The sequence below is a fragment of the Proteus sp. STS61-E genome, assembly GCF_040932335.1.
Classification (GTDB): Bacteria; Pseudomonadota; Gammaproteobacteria; order Enterobacterales; family Enterobacteriaceae; genus Proteus; species Proteus mirabilis_B.
The window spans coordinates 35,478-54,618 of the sequence record NZ_JBFQGE010000005.1; the positions used below are offsets into that span (position 1 = coordinate 35,478).

Here is a 19,141-nt window from a genome sequence, read left to right on the forward strand (position 1 = left end):
TTATTTTCTGCCAATTTGTTATTAGCTTAACGTTATGGATAAACAGAAAACGACTCAATTAAAAAATGAAGCGCATCTTTTTGAGATGCGCTTTTCTTTTTTTAGGTTATAAATCACGATTAAACCTTGTATTCTCTGGCGATAAGACGTGAAACTGAAGTAGTCATTTGATAGAATGACGCGTTGTTCTATAACTGAAATAGACAACAATGAATGATTCAGTGATGGGTTAAATGGTTGTCGTAATCAATGAATCAAATAATGCTGTTTAGTTTTTTCTTAGTTATAGAAAGTGCGTGTTAAGACTGCGCATTAATACGGGACTGGCTGTTTTTAATGATTGTCGCGTGTCGCGACATTTTGATATTAAGCCAGCATGGGCATATTATCTTTTCGCTGTGCTCAAAATAGTCGTGTAACACCCATAAAAATAATTTTTATTTCACCAAACGGAGCCTCGTCTCGTTATGATGGACAACATTCGTTCCACTGCTAATAATCCATTTATAAAGATATTATTAGCTGTGATCATCCTCTCCTTCGTCCTAACTGGTGTGGGCGGATATCTCTTTAGTTCAGGCGTTAATGATGCTGCTGAAGTTAACGGATATAAAATTAGCCGTTCTCAATTAGAGCAAACTTATCAGCAACGTCGTGCTCAATTACAACAAGATATGGGTGAAAATTTTGCTGCTCTTGCTTCATCGGAAGAAGGTCAGAAACTTATTCGCCAACAAGCGCTTGATATGCTGATCAACCAAGCATTACTTGATCAATTTGCACAAAATCTGGGTATTTCAGCCGGTGATCAGCAAATTAGAGATGCTATTTTTGCACTTCCTTACTTTCAAACTGATGGCAAATTTGACAATAAAAAATATGTCGATTTATTGAAAGGCAATAATATTGATGCTGATGCCTTCGCAGAAGGTATTCGTCAAAACCTTATCAATCAGCAATTGAAATTTTCTATTCAAGGTACAGATTTTGCCTTAGATAGCGAAGTTAAAGAATTTGCAGGCTTGATGCTACAAAGCCGTAATGTACGTTTAGCATCATTGGACATTCAGCCATTCCTTGAAAAAGAAACGGCATCTGATGAAGAAGTGAAAGCGTTCTATGAGCAAAATAACCAAATGTTCATCGCGCCAGAGCAATTTAAAATTAGCTATATTCAATTAAATGCTCAAAAAGATTTTAATAACATCAACATTACTGATGAAGAAGCGAAGGCTTACTACGATAGTAATATTGATGAATTCACAGCAGCAGGACAAAAACAATACAGCATCTTAGTTCTAGCTGATGAAGCAGCCGCTAAAGCAGCAGAAGAAGAGCTGAAAAAAGGCGCTGATTTTGTTTCGTTAGTGAAAGAAAAATCTATTGATAGCTTCTCTAAAAAACAAAATGGTTCTTTAGGTTGGATAACTATCGGTCAAGAATTACCAGAGCTAGCTAATGCAAGTTTGACAGAAAAAGGCCAAATTTCTGCACCTGTTAAAATCAGCAACGGTTACGCAATTTTCCGCCTTGATGATATTAAACAATCTGTTGTAAAACCGTTTGATGAAGTGAAAACAGATTTACTGGCAAAAATGCGTGAAAATAAAGCAATTGACGATTTCTTCGCATTACAACAAAAAGTGAGTCAAGCTGCATCTAACGACAACGACACATTAGCTCCTGCGGCTAAAGCGGGCAATGTAACTGTTGTTAATACTGATTGGTTTGATGAAAACACAGTTCCTGCACCATTAAATAATGAAAAACTCACCCAGTTAATTTTTGGTGGTTCATTAGTGGATGAAAATGGCCCAACAGGCATGAATTCAGACATGGTGACGTTGGGTAATGACAGCGCATTTATCGTGCGTGTAGAAGGTTATAAGCCTTCAGCAAGTCAACCATTAGATAAAGTGCGTGATCAAGTCGTTATGCTAGTTAAACAGCAAAAAGCATCACAAGCAATGAATGCTCAGGCTCAAAAACTTTTAGCTGCATTGAAAGAAGGCAAAGGCGAAGAAGCACTGAAAGCTGCCAATATTTCGTTTGGTAGTGAAGAAAGCATTGTTCACTCATCTGCAACAGATGTAGTACAAACCGCTATTTTCTCTATGCCAAAACCTGCTGAAGGTAAAAAAGAATATGGTATGACTAATGTACCTGGTACCAAAGTCGTCCTCATTCAATTAGACAGCGTAACAGATGGAAAACCAACAGCTGAACAACTAGAGTTTATGACTAATCTCTATCGTGCTCAGATGGGCGAAGAAGCGTTACAACTTATGTTACGTGACCTAAAAGATAACGCTAAAATTGAAATTTTTGATAAAGATTATCAATAATCAATTTTGAGTTATTACATTAAAAACCCAGCATAAAGCTGGGTTTTTTTTATGGCGAACAGTCTTTGATAATTTAAGCTAATAACTCCATTTCTAGAAAAGTTCACATTTGAGAGCAAGCCCGACAATTTTTTGTAATGCTTCTTCTGTTCATATTTATTTTTCCTGCTTTCTCGTAGTTCTCTTTTTATACAATTGTCGATTTATCAATATATTGGCATTATTTTTCTGCATTCAGAAATCTCTGTTTGCTATTGAATTTAAAATTATTGAATAAAAGGAAATTATGATTATGAAGATGGATAAAAGAATGTTGTCAGGTTTTATGGCCTCTATTTGTCTTGCTTTGGGATTAGGGTTTTCTCCTCTCTCTTATGCAGAAGAAACACCGACTTCAACACCAACAGTTTCTATCGGAACTCACACCTCAGTTGATCGTGATGCTAAAGAAAATAAAGCCAATGCAGAAGGTAAAGTTAATTTAAATACGGCAACAGTAGATGAATTAATGGGATTGAAAGGGATCGGAAAAGCAAAAGCGCAGGCCATTATTGATTATCGCGAGCAGTTAGGACGTTTTACCTCTATCGATGAACTTGAAAAAGTTTTTGGAATTGGTATGAAGTTGGTTGATCAAAATCGTGATTTTATCGTTATTAATTAAGGTGTTCATTCTTATACGATGTAGGTATAAGTGATAGCAAAAACGTGAATATTGATTGAAAGTCCCGTGTTTCTCTTTGATTTTTTTTGATAAGAGAAACACGTTTTCTTAGCATTTTCTGTTCTGAAAGAAAACGAAATAAACCTATATCAGAAATTACTAAATTTATTTTCTTGGCTATATTTATGGTATCGCAAAAAAACTTTATAAAAAGTTTATTAGAATAATCAAGAGGTAATAAATTGATATGAGTACATTAATTAAAGTTTATGGCTTCCATTTAGATGTTTTTGAACATGTGAATAATGCACGTTATCTCGAGTTTTTAGAGCAAGCCCGATGGGATTGGATTGAACAACATTTAGATTTTGATTGGTTTAAGCGCAATGGCTTGGCATTAGTCGTTGCTAATATCAATATTAATTATCGCTTACCTGCAAGTTTAGGCGATGAGTTACTGATTGATTGTAATGTTGCTGAAGTGGGGATTAAAAGTGGCGTACTTTCTCAGAAGATCGTGAGAAAAAAAGACGGTGCACTTATCTCTGATGCATTAATCACTTTTGTTCTTGTAGACATTAACACCAAAAAAGCACTGACATTAACAGATCAGTTAAGAGAGAAGCTTGAGTATGTACGTCAATCATCCTAATACACAAAGAGAGTATTAGAGATCTCCCACTCAATGATATAAGACTAAATAAAGATGATTTAATGCAGTGATAATATCTGAAGAGTTATCACTGCATAAGCAAATAGAACAGAGGGGAGTCATGATAATAAGCAAAGTAATTATGATGCTTATTTAAGGCCCACTTTCTGTTTCATTGCCTGCATAATAGGTGTTTTATCGGCTAAGTAAGTGCTTAATCCGCGTTGTCTTAAATGACAGGCTGCACATTCACCACAGCCATCACCTTGAATACCGTTATAGCAAGTTAAGGTTTCGTGACGAACGAAATCTAACTTTTTATAGTAATCAGCAAGAGCCCAAGTTTCAGCTTTATCTAGCCACATTAATGGGGTGATAAATTTAATATCACGTGCAATACCTAAGCTGACAGCATGATTCAGTGCTTTTACAAATTCATCACGACAATCAGGGTAACCAGAAAAATCAGTCTCACAAACACCTGTGATGACACTCTCAGCCCCAATTTGATAAGCGTAAATTGCCGCCAAAGTGAGGAAAAGAATATTTCTACCCGGTACGAAGGTACTTGGAATATCACTTTCTTCACTTTCTTTGAAATCAGGAACAGGAATATTGTCGCGAGTTAGGCTACTGATAGCGAGTTCATTAAGTAAACTTACATCTAAAACTTTATGCGCAGTTGCCCCCAGTAATTGACTAACTTTTTGTGCTACCTCAATTTCTTCTTTATGGCGTTGCCCATAATTAAACGTAATGCAATGTACTTCATCGTACTTTTCCAACGCTTGAATAAGGCAGGTTGTCGAATCTTGTCCACCACTAAAGACAACGACCGTTTTTTTCATCAGAATACTCCTGAATATTGAATTTCTATAAGGATTAGTACGCATAAAAGTACATATATTATGGCAATTTATTACCGATTTATCATTAGATGATTACTCTTATAGTAAGGGGCAGGTTATCATTATTTTTTGTAGGGGCATATTTTGAAGGAGTATCTATGTTAGATAAGATTGACCGTAAACTATTAGCGCTGTTACAGGAAGATTCAAGCCTCTCACTGAATACTTTGGCTGAGGCTGTTAACCTAACCTCAACACCTTGCTGGAAACGATTGAAAAGACTAGAGGATGAGGGGTATATTCGTAAGCGTGTTGCGCTGCTTGATAGTGAAAAAATCGGGCTAGGTCTAACAGTTATTGTTATGATTAGAACACAGCAACATAATAGCGAATGGTACGAACAGTTTGTTTCATTTGTTAAGCAAATGCCAGAAGTACTGACATTCTATCGAATGGCGGGTGAGTGTGATTATCTAATGCATGTTGAAGTAGTAGACATGAAAAGTTACGACCTATTTTATAAGCGTATGGTTAATGGCGTACCGGGTCTTATTGACGTGACTTCTAACTTCGCAATGGAAAAAATTAAATACACAACGGCAATGCCGATACCTGAATAAGGTTCATCTTTACCAACTGGCACTTTTATTTTTTGTATAACCTTAGGATTTAAGGCGTGGCTCTATTTTCACAGCTCAGTTGGTATTTCCTCAGTGAATGGCGTCGTTATGTAGGTGCCATTTTCTTATTGATGGTTATCGCAGTATTACAGGTGATCCCTCCGAAGATTGTTGGGATCATTGTGGATGGTGTCGATAACCATAGTCTGACGTTTAGCCAAGTAATGAATTGGATTGGTGTGATGGTATTAATTGCCCTCGCAGTTTATCTTTTGCGTTATTTTTGGCGTCTTTGGTTATTTGGTGCATCTTATCAACTCGCAGTAAAACTGCGGATGCAAATTTACCAACAACTTAACCAACAATCCTCTTCATTTTATCACCGTTATCGTACTGGTGATTTAATTGCACGTACCACAAATGATGTTGATAAAGTCGTTTTCGCAGCGGGCGAAGGTGTACTGACCTTAGTGGATTCTATGGTGATGGGGCTTGCTGTGCTTGTCATGATGAGTATTCAGTTAAGTTGGGAACTAACACTAATTTCATTATTACCTATGCCAATCATGGCTATTTTGATTAAGCGATATGGAGATAAACTACACAGTCGCTTTAAAACCGCACAGGCACTTTTCTCTTCACTCAATAATCAAGCACAAGAAAGCTTGAGTAGTATTCGCATGATCAAATCATTCGGTCTAGAACAACAACATGCCTCTCGTTTTGATGATGTAGCAAAAGAAACTGGACGCCAAAATATGCGTGTTGCACGAATTGATGCGCTATTCGATCCTACTATTTTCATGGCTATTGGTTTTGCTAATTTACTCGCTGTTGCGGGTGGAAGCTATTTTGTTATTAATGGCAAAATGACATTGGGTGAATTAACCAGTTTTGTGATGTATTTGGGGCAAATGATCTGGCCAATGCTGGCATTAGCATGGATGTTCAATATTGTTGAGCGTGGCAGTGCTGCTTATAGCCGAATTAATAGTTTATTGGATGAAAAACTCGATATGATTGATGGTGAATTATCACCAAAGCAAGGTCGAGGTGTGCTATCTGTTGATATCAAACGTTTCCAATATCCTGAACAAACAACAGAATCACTGAAAAATGTTCATTTCACATTATCACCCGGTGAAATGTTGGGTATTTGTGGAATGACTGGGAGTGGAAAAAGTACATTACTTACCGTTATTCAACGACTTTACGATGTGACTGAAGGTGAAATTTGTTTTCAATCCATACCTATTTATCAATTGAAACTTGATGAATGGCGAGCACGCTTGGCAGTTGTTAATCAAACACCATTCCTATTTTCAGATACCATTGCGGGAAACATTGCCTTAGGTCGTCCTAATGCGACAAAAGAAGAAATAGAGTCTGTTGCGAAACTGGCAAATATTCATGAGGATATTTTACGCTTACCTGAAGGGTATCAAACGCAGGTAGGTGAAAAGGGCGTGATGTTATCTGGTGGGCAAAAACAGCGTATTTCTATCGCTCGAGCGCTATTATTGGATGCTGAAATTTTATTATTAGATGATGCTCTATCCGCTGTTGATGGGCAAACTGAATATCAAATTTTGCAAAACTTGTCGCAATGGCGAAAAGATAGAACGTTAATTATTAGCGCTCACCGCTTATCTGCATTAGTTGGTGCTACGAATATCTTAGTTTTAAAACAAGGTGAGATTATAGAGCAAGGTACACATCAGCAATTAATTTCAATACCGGGTTGGTATCAAGATATGTACCATTATCAGCAATTAGAGGCCGCGCTGGATGACGATGAATAAAAATAAATCCGTTAAAGCGCTATTACCTGCATTAAAGCGTCTTTTGACTTATGGCAAAACCTATCGCAAACCCATGACATGGGGAGTCATTATGTTGTGGGTAGCCGCCGTTGCAGAAGTGGGTGGCCCATTAATTGTTGGTTATTTTATTGATGCAAAAGTCGCCACAAATAATGTGGAATTAATGTCATCATTAGGTTTGGCGTTAGCTTTTATTCTTTTACAGGTGATAGCCGCCACACTTCACTATTATCAAGCTATTGTGTTTAATCATGCTGCCGTTGGGGTTGTGCAACAATTACGCACGGATGTGATGAGTGCGGCACTAAAACAGCCGTTAAGTGCTTTCGATAATCAACCTGTGGGGCAGTTAATTTCTCGTGTAACAAATGATACCGAGACGATTAAAGATTTGTTTGTGAACGTGTTACCGACATTATTCCGAGCGATTGCTTTAGTGGTTGTAATGCTGATAGCCATGTTCTTATTAGAATGGCAAATGGCATTAATCGCGATGACAATCTTCCCTGCCGTTATCGGTGTGATGATGCTTTATCAGCGACTTAGTACGCCAATAGTTCGTAATGTGCGCCATTTCCTTGCCAATATAAATGATGGCTTCCACGAGGTCATCAATGGTATGTCAGTTATTCAGCAATTTAGGCAACAAGCTCGATTTGGTGAAAGAATGTCAGATGACAGCTGGCAACATTACCAAGCACGTATGAAAGCGTTAAAACTTGATGGCCTGTTATTACGTCCTTTACTAAGTATGCTCTCTGCGTTGGTTCTATGTGGTTTATTAATGCTGTTTGGGTATCAAGGCAGTGCTGTTATTGGTGTTGGGGTTATTTATGCATTTATTAGTTATTTGGGTCGATTAAATGAACCCTTGATCACCCTGACATCGCAACAATCGATTTTACAACAGGCAGTTGTCTCTGGTGAGCGTGTTTTTGAACTAATGGATGCTCCTTTGCAGCACTACGGTTCATCATCACATATCATCACCCAAGGTCATATTGACGTTAACTCTCTGTGGTTTGCGTATCGTGATGAGCAATGGGTATTAAAAGATATCAATTTAACTATTCCCGCTCGTCATTTTGTCGCATTTGTTGGGCACACAGGAAGCGGTAAGAGTACTTTAGCCAGTTTATTAATGGGAAATTACCCTTGGCAAAAAGGGAGTATCTCTTTAGATAATCAACCGTTAGAAGCATACTCTCACGCCGCATTACGCAGTGGTATTGCGATGGTGCAGCAAGATCCTGTTTTACTGTCAGGTTCACTGCATGACAATATTACATTAGGGCGTGAATGTGATGAGTCACATTTATGGCAGATACTAGAAACAGTACAACTTGATCAGTGGGCTAAAGCATTACCTGAAGGGCTACAAACAGAACTTGGTGAGCAAGGTAGTCGCTTATCTGCTGGGCAAAAGCAGTTACTTGCATTGGCGCGTGTACTATTAATACCTCCTCGTATTCTTATTCTGGATGAGGCAACAGCAAATATTGACTCAGGAACAGAGCAAGCCATACAGAAGGCGTTAAAAGTGGTTAGGGAAAAAACGACACTGATTGTTATTGCTCACCGACTTTCCACTATTATTGAAGCCAATGAAATTGTAGTGCTTCATCGTGGTGCAATTGTCGAGCAGGGTGATCATGCTAAGTTACTCTCACAAAAAGGCAGATACTATAATATGTATCAATTACAGCAAGTCAGAGAGTCTTTACAAGAACAAGAGCCTATTGAAGTAGAATAATAACCTTAAATAAAAAATATAATTTTAAAGGGCACATCATCTTTATGTATGTGCCCTTTTTTATTTCCCGATTATCTTGCTTTGAGCAAAATGGCAGTCATTTTTTTGCACCAATTCTGTGAGTTTTTCGATTTTAATTATTCTAAGTTTCGATATTTAATCATTTTATCAATGAGTTAAATAATGGCATGTCTTTTGCTTTGCTATATAAACTTTGTTCTTTTAAATATCGACGAGGTTTATATGAAATATATCATCGCCATTATTAAGCCATTTAAATTAGAAGAAGTACGAGAGTTACTTTCTGAGTTAGGCATAAAGGGAATGACAATCAGTGAGGTAAAGGGGTATGGGCGGCAAAAAGGACATGCCGAACTGTATAGAGGGGCCGAGTATGAAGTTAATTTTCTCCCAAAAGTAAAAATAGAACTCGCTATTTGTGATGAGCAACTTGAGCCAGTTATGCAAGCGATTATGCAAGCAACGGATACAGGAAAAGTTGGTGATGGAAAAATTTTTGTTTTGGAATTATTGCAGGCAGTTCGTATTCGTACCGGTGAATCTGGTGATGAAGCACTTTAAAGGAGATATTCGATGAAACGCTTACTTTCTTTGCTATTGATGTTAGTGCTTACACACTTTTCTTCATCTGCATTTGCGACTGAAACAGCGCTTGTTGATAAGGCGGATAATGGCTTTATGTTGATATGTACTGCTTTGGTCTTTTTTATGACTATACCCGGTATTGCATTGTTTTATGGGGGATTACTAAGAAGTAAAAACGTACTTTCATTGATAACACAAGTGATGATGATCTTTAGTGTTGTGGTCATTCTTTGGATAACTTTTGGTTACAGTTTGGCTTTTACTGTGGGTAATAAAGTCTGGGGTGGGTGGTCACTTACTTTTTTGAATAATGTCTCACTGGATTCACTATCTGGCTCAATTAATCAATATGTACATGTTGCTTTTCAAGGATCGTTTGCGGTTATCACTGTTGCATTAATTGTTGGGGCATTAGGAGAGCGCATTCGTTTTTCTGCATTACTTATTTTTACGATTATTTGGTTCACTTTTTCTTATATTCCTATTGCGCATATGGTATGGGGAGAAGGTGGCTGGTTAATCGATGATGGCGCATTAGATTTTGCTGGTGGAACGGTCGTACATATTAATGCTGCTATTGCGGCACTTGTTGGTGCTTACTTACTTGGTAATCGACGTGATAGCCAGCATACAGCGCTTAAACCCCATAATTTACCCATGGTTTTTACAGGTACAGCTGTACTTTATATCGGTTGGTTCGGTTTTAATGCAGGCTCTGCTGGCAGTGCAAATGCAATTGCGGCTTTAGCGTTTTTAAATACAGTCATTGCAACCGCAGGAGCCGTACTTTCTTGGACTGCATCAGAATGGATCACCAGAGGCAAACCTTCTATGTTAGGCAGTTGTTCAGGCTGTATTGCAGGGTTAGTGGCGATTACGCCTGCTGCTGGCACGGTCGGAGTGATGGGCGCTTTATTTATTGGTGTCATGGGCGGAATTATTGGGCTTTGGGGAGTTGTTGTTTTAAAGCGCTGGTTAAAAGCTGATGATGTTTGTGATGTTTTTGGTATTCATGGTACTTGCGGTATTGCAGGTTGTCTATTAACGGGGGTATTTACGGCTTCATTTTTAGGTGGTGTGGGATATAGCGATGATATGACACTGATTAAACAGGTTTTAATTCAATTCATGAGTGTTGTGATCACTGTGATTTGGTCTGGTGTTGTCGCTTATATCAGTTTTAAAATCGCAGATAAGCTGGTGGGTTTACGTGTTTCAGAAGAGGAAGAGCATGATGGATTAGATTTAACAACTCATGGTGAAAGAGCTTATCAACAGTAATTGTCTATTCCCCCTCTTTTGAGGGGGGAATATGCCAAGATATTATTTTGAATGTTTAGTACGTTTTTGGCGAATAACCCCTTCTTGAACAGAAGACGCCACTAGCTGACCATTTGTATTAAAGAATTTACCTCTCACAAATCCTCTACCGCCTGATGCTGAAGGGCTTTCAATCACATAAAGCAACCAATCATCCACTCGGAATGGACGATGAAACCACATAGAATGGTCAATCGTAGCAACTTGCAGACTTGTATCCATAAAGCCTAAACCATAAGGTTGGAGAGCGGTTGGTAAAAAGTCAAAATCAGAAACATAGCCAAGCAAGTATTGATGTAAGAAAGGATCAGATGGCATTTCACCACGGCTACGATACCAAACATAGCGTTCAGCAGGCGCTTTAGAGTAGCCGAAAGGGCTAAAATATTGTACTGGACGCGCCTCAAAAGGTGTTTCTCGTAGCGCTAAAGATTTAATCGGTTCAGGTAATTTAGGCGCTAATTTCTTTAAAATCTCATGTTGTGAGATAAGTTCATTTGGAAAAGAAACATCAGGCATTGCATCTTGATGTTCAAAACCTTCTTCAAATTCTTGAAAAGAAACCGTCATATAAAAAATAGGTTTACCATGCTGAATAGCACTGACTCTACGAGTGCTAAATGAGCCGCCATCACGAATAAACTCCACATCATAAACGATAGGCTTATGACTATCACCAGGACGTAAAAAGTAGCTATGAAATGAGTTGATATAACGGTTATCAGCAATTGTCTGTTTTGCAGCGTATAGTGCTTGTCCTACAACTTGCCCACCAAAAACTTGAGGTAATCCTAAATCTTCGCTTTGACCTCTAAATAGACCTTCTTCTATTTTTTCAAGCGCCATCAAATTGATGAGATCTTTCAATGCCTGACTCATAGTGTACCTGTATCATTAGATCTGGTTATTTTTTATAAAGTTGATTATATACAATCCTAAGAAGATAAAAAATAATCTCCTTTTTTCTCTTAGATCGCAACCTAGTGATAAACGCACAGAGTTGATGGAGATTATTATTTATCAGCTTATTGAATACTTTTTGATGAATTTATGAGAGGCAAAAAGAGCGTTAAAGGCAATTGAATAATCAGTGAGTGCAGATTTGGGTAATTAATCATCACTTAGGCTTGCTTTCCTTGCTATTTAAGTCAGTTTAAAACATAATGCGTGACGTCTTAGCAATAAGACAATCTATGGGGTCTTGTTGGTTCTCCCGCAACGCTAACTTGTTAACTCGGTCAGGTCCGGAAGGAAGCAGCCATGGCAGGTGTCGCGTGTGCCGGGATGTCGCTGGCAAGGCCCCACCCAATTTCTAGCCCTTCATAAATGTTATCCTCTAAGAATTTTATCCCTCTTTCTAATATTTTTACTCTTTATAAGTGTGTTTTTAGCCCCATTTTCTGTGGGCTTGAGAATCGATATTATTAAATAGAAAATAGTGTGCTTAATGTATCAATTATTATTGGGAAATCTGCGACAGTGTTTATAAATGGAAAGAATATTTGGGCAAAGCAGTGCAGTCATGCCGTAATAAGTCAACGGCATGATGGTGTGTAATCATTCTACTGATAAGAAAACGTGAATAAAACGATATCTAAATTAAGAACTAATAACCCTACTACTATAAAAAATAAAAATAGCAAAAATAAAACTAAGGCAATTAAATAGAACTAGATTATCTTACAAATTTCCAAACAGACGCTGGAATTTTATCATATAGCTTATTCATTGTGAGTTCTGCTAAACGGTGGTCTGCTGCTGAATAAAACAGCTCCAGCTCATCATCAGAGAGTTCATATTTGTTTTTTTCAATCACACGTTCTAATGTCTCGATTGAAGTACATTTTCTTAAACGCATTAGATAGTCTGTCTTAGTCATGTTGTCTTTTCTCTATTATTAAAATAAAACTAAAGATAATTAAAATTACTTAATATAACTTTTTGGGTTTTTGGCAATTAGAGTTAAAAGTGATTGGTTTAACTCTTTCCAATTATTGATATCTGAGTAAGAAATTGATGTATTACCAAATAAACGATAAGTCTCTTCAAGGTACTCTTCTATAAGCGTGTTAATTACATGTTTATCTGGGTGTTTAATCTTAAATTTCCAACTGAAGTCCATAATGTGTTCAATTAAGACATTAAGGTCAACGCTTTTTGTGCTACTCAGATCATTGTGCCAAACTGTGTTGCCTTTATCTAATGAGCCTAAAGCTTGCTGTAATAGCTCTTCGCATAGAAACGACAATTCGGCTAAATCTACTTTTTCTGGTGAATATTCGTCCATAACATATCGTAATTGAATTAATAGAAAATATTCATTAATAATGATAAATACTTAAAGATGAGCTTATTAATAGGATACATCACATAATTCATTAATGGATTAATAAAAAACATAAATTTGAAAATGGGTGTTTATATTTACTCGTATGCTAAAAGAGTTTAATAATTATATTTATTATTTCTAACAAAGTAATAGCATATCGAAAGACAATACTAAACACTCAATTACACACAAATGAGTTTAAAATTTATACAATAAGTATTTCTTTGCTTAATATAGCACTATTATTGCATAAGTCACTATCTGAACAACAGAATTTTGTCTATTTTCGTAAAAATCGAGAAACCCCAATTAAAGGCTATTCTTCTTAACGTGATGATTATACTTGTTTTTATTGTGATTTGAATGTTTAAGCGTGTAAATGAGGCATAATTATCGCTGTTATTTATAAATAACAGAGCTGTTTAATTTTGACAAAAAGTCGCATATAAGAAAAAAAATAAAATGAATTTATTGATTAAAGAGATATTTCCTAAAAATAATATAATGAGATAAGTTTTCATTTTAAACAATACATCAACAGATAAAGAAAAAGGTCGCTTTCGCGACCTTTTTGGCATTTTTACTCAAATTCATTCAAATTAGTGTGAATGATTTGGATGCTCTAAATCTTCATTTTTCTTCGCAAATCGTCTACGGATCACGACGAAGAAAATAGGAACGAAGTAGATAGCAAGGGAAGTTGCGGCAATCATACCACCGAATACACCTGTACCTACTGAGTTCTGAGCACCAGAACCTGCACCATTACTTAATACTAGAGGAATAACCCCTAACATAAAGGCCAGTGAAGTCATTAGAATTGGACGTAGACGCATTCTAACAGAGTCTAGCGTTGCTTCTATGAGTCCTTTACCTTCTTTCTCCATCAAGTCTTTGGCGAATTCAACAATCAAGATTGCGTTTTTCGCCGATAACCCAATGGTTGTTAAGAGCCCAACCTTAAAGTAAACGTCGTTCTCAAGGCCTCTTATTGATGTTAATGCAAGCGCACCAATAACACCGAGTGGAACGACTAGCATAACGGAGAATGGTACTGACCAGCTTTCATAAAGAGCAGCAAGACAGAGGAATACAACTATCAAGGAAATGGTATACAGCGCAGGCGCTTGGTTACCCGATAAACGTTCTTGATATGACATTCCTGTCCATTCATAACCGATACCGCTTGGTAATTTACTTGCGAGATCTTCCATCATCAGCATTGCGTCACCACTACTTTGACCTGGCGTTGCACTACCTTGAATTTGAACTGCTGGTAAACCGTTATAACGCTCTAAACGAGGAGAGCCGTATAACCAAGGATCTTTACTTGTATCAATGAACGATGAGAATGGAACCATCTGACCGACATTGTTACGAACATAAAGATTACCAATATCTTGTGGCAACATACGGAATTCAGATCCCGCTTGAACGTAAACTTTCTTAACACGACCGCGGTCGATAAAGTCGTTTACATAGCTACCACCAAACATTGTACCTAATGTTGAATAGATATCGCTCACTGCAACGCCTTGAGCTTGTGCTTTTTCTAGGTCGATATACAGACGATACTGTGAAGTATCTTCCTGACCGTTAGGACGCACACCCATTAACATTTGAGGCTGTTGTGCTGCCATTCCAAGTAGTTGATTTCGAGCTTCCATGAGTTTTTCATGACCGAGGTTAGCTTTATCCACTAACTCGAATTCGAAACCACCGGCAGAGCCTAACTCAACAATCGCTGGAATATTAAATGAGTAAACAAAGGCTTCCTTAATTTGGGATAATGCCATATTGGCACGACCTACAATTGCGGGAACTTTGTCTTCATCTGCTTTACGTTCATCCCAATCGTTCAATACAACGAAAACCAGACCCATATTTTGACCTTGACCGCCGAAGCCGAAGCCACTAACGGTAAAGACAGATTTAACGAGTTCTTTTTCATCGGTATTAAAGTAGTCGTTTACTCTTTCTAATACGTCTTGCGTTTGTTCTTGCGTTGAACCAGCTGGCAACTGAACCATTGTCAGTAATACACCTTGGTCTTCTTCAGGTAAGAACGATGCAGGTAAGCGAATAAACATTAACGCCATACCCGCTACTAATAAAACGTAAATCAATAAGTAACGACCAGTACCACGAAGTGTACGGGATACGCTGTCAGTATAGTGATGGCTACTCTTTTCAAAGGTACGGTTAAACCAACCAAAGAAACCAGTTTGCACACCATGACTGCCTTTCGGTACAGGTTTTAACATGGTCGCACAAAGTGCAGGTGTTAAAATCAAGGCAACGAAAACAGACAGAACCATTGCTGATACGATGGTGATAGAGAACTGGCGATAAATCGCACCTGTTGAACCACCAAAGAATGCCATTGGAATAAATACCGCAGAAAGTACAAGGGCGATACCGACCAATGCACTTTGGATTTGTCCCATGGATTTACGTGTTGCTTCTTTAGGTGATAAACCTTCCTCTTGCATAACACGTTCGACGTTTTCTACCACAACGATGGCGTCATCCACCAGAAGCCCGATGGCAAGTACCATCGCGAACATCGTCAAGGTATTTATCGAATAACCGAACGCTGAGAGTATGGCGAAGGTACCTAATAATACAACAGGTACTGCAATTGTTGGGATTAACGTAGCACGGAAGTTCTGTAAGAACAGATACATAACTACGAATACCAGCATGATAGCTTCAACAAGCGTTTTTACCACTTCAAAAATAGAGATCTTAACGAATGGCGTTGTATCATAAGGATAAACGACCTCTAATCCTGCTGGGAAGAACGGCTCCATTTCAGCTAATGCAGCACGCACAGCGGTGGCTGTATCTAATGCGTTAGCACCCGTTGCTAATTTAATACCGATACCAGAAGCAGGTAAGCCATTAAAGCGAGCAATGGTACTATAGCTTTCAGCACCCATTTCAACTACACCGAGATCTTTTAGCTTAACCTGTGAGCCGTCTGTGTTGACCTTCATCAGGATATCGCTAAATTGCTCTGCGTTATTGAGTCGAGTTTGAGCAATGATTGATACATTTAAACGCTGACCAGGAACAGGAGGTGTACCCCCTAATTGACCTGCTGCCACTTGGTTATTTTGCGCTTTAATTGCACCAATAACGTCAAGTGTTGTCATGTTATATTTCACCAATTTATCTGGATCTAACCAAATACGCATTGCGTATTGGGTACCAAATAATTGGGTTTCACCCACGCCAGTTACACGGCTTAACGGGTCTTTAATCGTTGCACCCACATAGTCTGCAATATCATCTTGTGACATTGAGCCGTCACTTGAGATGAACCCTGCAACCATCAAGAATGAACTTGAGGATTTATCAACACTAATCCCTTGTTGTTGCACTTCCTGAGGTAATAACGGCATGGCAAGTTGCAGTTTATTCTGCACCTGTACTTGCGCGATATCAGGGTCAGTACCTGCTTCAAAGGTCAGAGTGATATTCATCATACCTGCTGAGTCACTGGTCGCAGACATATACACCATGTTATCGATACCATTCATATTCTGTTCGATAACTTGGGTAACGGTGTTCTGCACAGTGGTGGCGTCAGCACCAGGATAAACCGCAGAGATAGAAATCGCTGGCGGCGCAATCGTTGGATACTGGGCAACAGGCAGTTTGATGAGTGCCAGAAGACCTGCGAGCATGGTAATTATCGCAATTACCCACGCAAATATCGGTCTATCTATAAAAAACTTAGGCATGGATCACCGACTCCTTATTGAGGATTCTTAGCTGGCTCAGTTTGTTCAGGTGATGGCTTCGCATCTAAATTCTCTTCTTGAGGCGTAACAGTCATTTTTGGTTTTGCTTTTTGCAATCCAGAAACGATAACGCGCTCACCAGCCTGAACACCACTATTAACGAGCCATTTATTACCAACAGCTTGTGACACTTCGATGGTACGAACTTCAACAACGTTGTCTTTATTAACAACCATTGCAGTTGCATCACCACGAGCAGTACGAACAACAGCTTGTTGTGGGATCAAAACTGCATTTTGGCGAATACCATTTTCTAATTTAGTGCGAACAAACATACCTGGTAATAACTCCCCATTTGGGTTAGGTACGATAGCACGCATAGTAATTGAGCCTGTTGTCTCATCAACAGTTACATCAGAAAATTCTAAATGACCTTTCTCTGCGTAAGCTTGCCCATTAGTCAGTGTTAAATGAACAACAGGTTTGCCTTGCTCTTGACGAATAACACCACTTTCAATTTCATTTTTGAGCTTCAGGTAATCTTCACTCGACTGAGTCACATTGACGTAGATCGGATCGATTTGTTGAACAGTAGTCAGTGCAACTTGTTGACCCGGAGCGACAAGCGCGCCTTCGGTGACACTGGACTTACCTGAACGACCTGAAATTGGTGCCGTTACTTTGGTATATCCAAGATTAATTTTTGCTGTTGTTACAGCAGCTTCGCCTGCTCTAACAGCGGCAACAGCCTGTGCATACTGAGAAGTTGCAGAGTCAAAATCTTGTTTACTGACATAGTTTGTACCCAGCAGAGGCTTATAACGCTCCACAGTGAGACGAGCTATTTCAGCATTAGCTTTAGCTTTAGCCAGTTCAGCTTGTGCACTATTTAAAGTTGCTTCAAACATAGCTGGGTCGATTTGGTACAAAGATGTACCTGCTTCTACATAGCTACCTTCGGTATAATTGCGTTTTAAAATAATGCCGCCAACTTGAGGACGAACTTCAGCAATACGGAAGGCTGATGTACGACCAGGTAAATCAGTGGTGATTGTCAGAGCTTGTGCTCCTAAAGTCACAACACCGACAGCCGGTGCAGGAGGTGGACCCCCAGCAGACTGTTTAGCTTTGTCGTCACATCCAGCAAGAACCAAGCTGCCTGATAGCACTAACAGAGCCAGAGGCAAAACCCCTCTGTTTTTTCGCATAAGAAAACCTCTATTCAAACGTTGTTTCCCGGGATAAAAATAATTAAGTTGATGATTGGTTGCGATGTATAGTACAAACATACATGAATGTATGTAAATTAACTTCAGTCAAAATCGAGGATTAATGGCACGAAAAACTAAACGGCAGGCACAAGAAACAAAACAGCAGATTATTGATGCTGCACTTAGGCTGTTTACTGTGCAAGGCGTTTCTGCCACATCACTTTCAGATATTGCATCCGCGGCAGGTGTTACCCGTGGCGCAATATATTGGCACTTTAAAAATAAAGTGGATTTATTTACTGAAGCGTGCGAACTCACCGACTTAAAAATAGAATCTTTAGAAATAGAGTATCAAACAAAATACCCAGATGATCCACTATTTGTATTAAGAGAATTGCTTATTTACATATTGACATCGATTGTCGAAGATCCCAAACATAATGCACTTTTAGAAATATATTTCCATAAATGCGAATTTGTCGGTGAAATGACACCAATTGTTGAAATTCGCAGAGAATTGTGTGCAGCCGATCACTCCAGAATAGAACAGTCTTTATCTCGTTGTATTGAAAAAAAACAACTTCCTGCCGACCTTAATTTAAGAAGATCCGCCATCATGTTAAGAGCAATGATGACAGGCCTTGCCGAAAACTGGTTATTTTCACCAGAAAGTTTTTCTATCAAAGATGAATGTCAATATTTGGTTGATAGCTTTATTGATATGATAAAGCACAGCGCAAATATGAGAATATCGACGCCATCTTAATTTATTATTAAACTTGAGGAAGATGTTTATGAGTAAGGTATTAGTTATTGCTAATGGTGCAGCTTATGGTAATGAATCATTATTTAACGCCCTGCGTTTATCAATAACATTAAAAGAGCAGCATCCAGAAACTGAATTAAATATTTTTTTAATGTCAGATGCCGTAACAGGGGCTTTAGCTCGTCAACAACCTAAAGAAGGTTATAACTTACAGCAAATGTTGGAAATTTTAACAGCACAGAATGTTCCAGTTAAACTCTGTAAAACATGCACAGATACCCGTGGTATCAGTGAGTTACCACTTGTTGATGGTGCAGAGTTAGGCACATTAGTAGATTTAGCTCAGTGGACATTAGACGCTGATAAAATACTGACTTTCTGATCGCCATTTCGTTTTCTCAGGCGAGAAACAAATCAAGCAACTTGTGCTGTTTACACTGCCAATTTAAAGCAAT

The 19,141-nt window shown here is 38.3% G+C and carries 16 protein-coding genes and 1 other RNA gene; 11 read left to right on the forward strand and 6 right to left on the reverse strand.

The window, feature by feature from the left end; all coding sequences use genetic code 11:
* Positions 1-467: 467 nt before the first annotated feature.
* From ppiD to AB4J89_RS12540, 3 genes are all read left to right on the forward strand, one after another.
* Positions 468-2,345: a peptidylprolyl isomerase gene (ppiD, locus tag AB4J89_RS12530; protein ID WP_088493677.1), complete on the forward strand. Its 1,878-nt coding sequence runs from the start codon at positions 468-470 to the stop codon at positions 2,343-2,345.
* Between the two features lie 292 nt (positions 2,346-2,637).
* Positions 2,638-3,009, forward strand: a complete 372-nt coding sequence (locus AB4J89_RS12535) for a ComEA family DNA-binding protein (protein WP_368469452.1) — start codon at positions 2,638-2,640, stop codon at positions 3,007-3,009.
* A 247-nt stretch (positions 3,010-3,256) separates the two neighbouring features.
* Positions 3,257-3,661, forward strand: a complete 405-nt coding sequence (locus AB4J89_RS12540) for a thioesterase family protein (RefSeq protein ID WP_088493676.1) — start codon at positions 3,257-3,259, stop codon at positions 3,659-3,661.
* Between the two features lie 149 nt (positions 3,662-3,810).
* Here AB4J89_RS12540 and queC read toward each other — a convergent pair whose 3' ends face one another.
* On the reverse strand, positions 3,811-4,509 hold the full coding sequence (queC, locus tag AB4J89_RS12545) for a 7-cyano-7-deazaguanine synthase QueC (protein WP_088493675.1): 699 nt from the start codon (positions 4,507-4,509) through the stop codon (positions 3,811-3,813).
* 158 nt (positions 4,510-4,667) lie between these two features.
* On the opposite strand from queC, the gene AB4J89_RS12550 reads away from it, so the two are divergent.
* The 5 genes from AB4J89_RS12550 to amtB all read left to right on the forward strand — a co-directional run bounded on the left by AB4J89_RS12550 (position 4,668) and on the right by amtB (position 10,592).
* Positions 4,668-5,129 (forward strand): Lrp/AsnC family transcriptional regulator, encoded by a 462-nt coding sequence (locus AB4J89_RS12550; RefSeq protein ID WP_036911686.1) that lies wholly within the window; start codon positions 4,668-4,670, stop codon positions 5,127-5,129.
* 56 nt (positions 5,130-5,185) lie between these two features.
* The gene (locus tag AB4J89_RS12555) at positions 5,186-6,931 is read left to right on the forward strand and encodes a SmdA family multidrug ABC transporter permease/ATP-binding protein (protein ID WP_311755350.1); all 1,746 of its coding nucleotides are present in this window, start codon (positions 5,186-5,188) and stop codon (positions 6,929-6,931) included.
* Entirely contained in the window at positions 6,918-8,705 is a 1,788-nt protein-coding gene (locus tag AB4J89_RS12560) for a SmdB family multidrug efflux ABC transporter permease/ATP-binding protein (RefSeq protein ID WP_318619966.1), read from the forward strand. The genes AB4J89_RS12555 and AB4J89_RS12560 overlap by 14 nt, the downstream gene beginning before the upstream one ends.
* A 243-nt stretch (positions 8,706-8,948) precedes the next feature.
* On the forward strand, positions 8,949-9,287 hold the full coding sequence (locus AB4J89_RS12565; protein WP_088495958.1) for a P-II family nitrogen regulator: 339 nt from the start codon (positions 8,949-8,951) through the stop codon (positions 9,285-9,287).
* 12 nt (positions 9,288-9,299) lie between these two features.
* Positions 9,300-10,592, forward strand: coding sequence for an ammonium transporter AmtB (amtB, locus tag AB4J89_RS12570; protein WP_349473520.1), 1,293 nt, complete (start codon positions 9,300-9,302; stop codon positions 10,590-10,592).
* A gap of 42 nt (positions 10,593-10,634) precedes the next feature.
* On the opposite strand, the gene tesB is transcribed toward amtB, so the two are convergent.
* Positions 10,635-11,510, reverse strand: coding sequence for an acyl-CoA thioesterase II (tesB, locus tag AB4J89_RS12575; protein ID WP_368469456.1), 876 nt, complete (start codon positions 11,508-11,510; stop codon positions 10,635-10,637).
* A gap of 323 nt (positions 11,511-11,833) precedes the next feature.
* Between tesB and ffs the strand changes: the two genes are divergently transcribed.
* Positions 11,834-11,930, forward strand: an RNA gene (ffs, locus tag AB4J89_RS12580) — signal recognition particle sRNA small type.
* Between the two features lie 376 nt (positions 11,931-12,306).
* Here ffs and AB4J89_RS12585 read toward each other — a convergent pair.
* The 4 genes from AB4J89_RS12585 to AB4J89_RS12600 all read right to left on the reverse strand — a co-directional run bounded on the left by AB4J89_RS12585 (position 12,307) and on the right by AB4J89_RS12600 (position 17,917).
* Positions 12,307-12,510, reverse strand: a complete 204-nt coding sequence (locus AB4J89_RS12585; RefSeq protein ID WP_006535062.1) for an HHA domain-containing protein — start codon at positions 12,508-12,510, stop codon at positions 12,307-12,309.
* Between the two features lie 45 nt (positions 12,511-12,555).
* Positions 12,556-12,918, reverse strand: coding sequence for an Hha toxicity modulator TomB (gene tomB / locus AB4J89_RS12590; RefSeq protein WP_088493670.1), 363 nt, complete (start codon positions 12,916-12,918; stop codon positions 12,556-12,558).
* Positions 12,919-13,559: 641 nt separating this feature from the next.
* Positions 13,560-16,709, reverse strand: a complete 3,150-nt coding sequence (locus AB4J89_RS12595; RefSeq protein ID WP_088493669.1) for an efflux RND transporter permease subunit — start codon at positions 16,707-16,709, stop codon at positions 13,560-13,562.
* A 14-nt stretch (positions 16,710-16,723) separates the two neighbouring features.
* On the reverse strand, positions 16,724-17,917 hold the full coding sequence (locus AB4J89_RS12600; protein WP_088493668.1) for an efflux RND transporter periplasmic adaptor subunit: 1,194 nt from the start codon (positions 17,915-17,917) through the stop codon (positions 16,724-16,726).
* 124 nt (positions 17,918-18,041) lie between these two features.
* Here AB4J89_RS12600 and acrR point away from each other — a divergent pair, with 124 nt between their 5' ends.
* Together acrR and AB4J89_RS12610 are read left to right on the forward strand one after the other, a co-directional pair.
* Entirely contained in the window at positions 18,042-18,686 is a 645-nt protein-coding gene (acrR, locus tag AB4J89_RS12605; protein WP_088493667.1) for a multidrug efflux transporter transcriptional repressor AcrR, read from the forward strand.
* Positions 18,687-18,714: 28 nt separating this feature from the next.
* Positions 18,715-19,068: a DsrE/DsrF/TusD sulfur relay family protein gene (locus tag AB4J89_RS12610; protein ID WP_088493666.1), complete on the forward strand. Its 354-nt coding sequence runs from the start codon at positions 18,715-18,717 to the stop codon at positions 19,066-19,068.
* The last annotated feature ends 73 nt before the right edge of the window (positions 19,069-19,141 follow it).

What these genes read in the sequence shown, in the direction of transcription:
- ppiD (WP_088493677.1), top strand. Translation starts at nt 468, where the DNA reads ATGATGGACAACATTCGTTCCACTGCTAATAATCCATTTATAAAGATA.
- AB4J89_RS12535 (WP_368469452.1), top strand. Translation starts at nt 2,638, where the DNA reads ATGAAGATGGATAAAAGAATGTTGTCAGGTTTTATGGCCTCTATTTGT.
- AB4J89_RS12540 (WP_088493676.1), top strand. Translation starts at nt 3,257, where the DNA reads ATGAGTACATTAATTAAAGTTTATGGCTTCCATTTAGATGTTTTTGAA.
- queC (WP_088493675.1), bottom strand. Translation starts at nt 4,509, where the DNA reads ATGAAAAAAACGGTCGTTGTCTTTAGTGGTGGACAAGATTCGACAACC.
- AB4J89_RS12550 (WP_036911686.1), top strand. Translation starts at nt 4,668, where the DNA reads ATGTTAGATAAGATTGACCGTAAACTATTAGCGCTGTTACAGGAAGAT.
- AB4J89_RS12560 (WP_318619966.1), top strand. Translation starts at nt 6,918, where the DNA reads ATGACGATGAATAAAAATAAATCCGTTAAAGCGCTATTACCTGCATTA.
- AB4J89_RS12565 (WP_088495958.1), top strand. Translation starts at nt 8,949, where the DNA reads ATGAAATATATCATCGCCATTATTAAGCCATTTAAATTAGAAGAAGTA.
- amtB (WP_349473520.1), top strand. Translation starts at nt 9,300, where the DNA reads ATGAAACGCTTACTTTCTTTGCTATTGATGTTAGTGCTTACACACTTT.
- tesB (WP_368469456.1), bottom strand. Translation starts at nt 11,510, where the DNA reads ATGAGTCAGGCATTGAAAGATCTCATCAATTTGATGGCGCTTGAAAAA.
- AB4J89_RS12585 (WP_006535062.1), bottom strand. Translation starts at nt 12,510, where the DNA reads ATGACTAAGACAGACTATCTAATGCGTTTAAGAAAATGTACTTCAATC.
- tomB (WP_088493670.1), bottom strand. Translation starts at nt 12,918, where the DNA reads ATGGACGAATATTCACCAGAAAAAGTAGATTTAGCCGAATTGTCGTTT.
- AB4J89_RS12595 (WP_088493669.1), bottom strand. Translation starts at nt 16,709, where the DNA reads ATGCCTAAGTTTTTTATAGATAGACCGATATTTGCGTGGGTAATTGCG.
- AB4J89_RS12600 (WP_088493668.1), bottom strand. Translation starts at nt 17,917, where the DNA reads ATGCGAAAAAACAGAGGGGTTTTGCCTCTGGCTCTGTTAGTGCTATCA.
- acrR (WP_088493667.1), top strand. Translation starts at nt 18,042, where the DNA reads ATGGCACGAAAAACTAAACGGCAGGCACAAGAAACAAAACAGCAGATT.
- AB4J89_RS12610 (WP_088493666.1), top strand. Translation starts at nt 18,715, where the DNA reads ATGAGTAAGGTATTAGTTATTGCTAATGGTGCAGCTTATGGTAATGAA.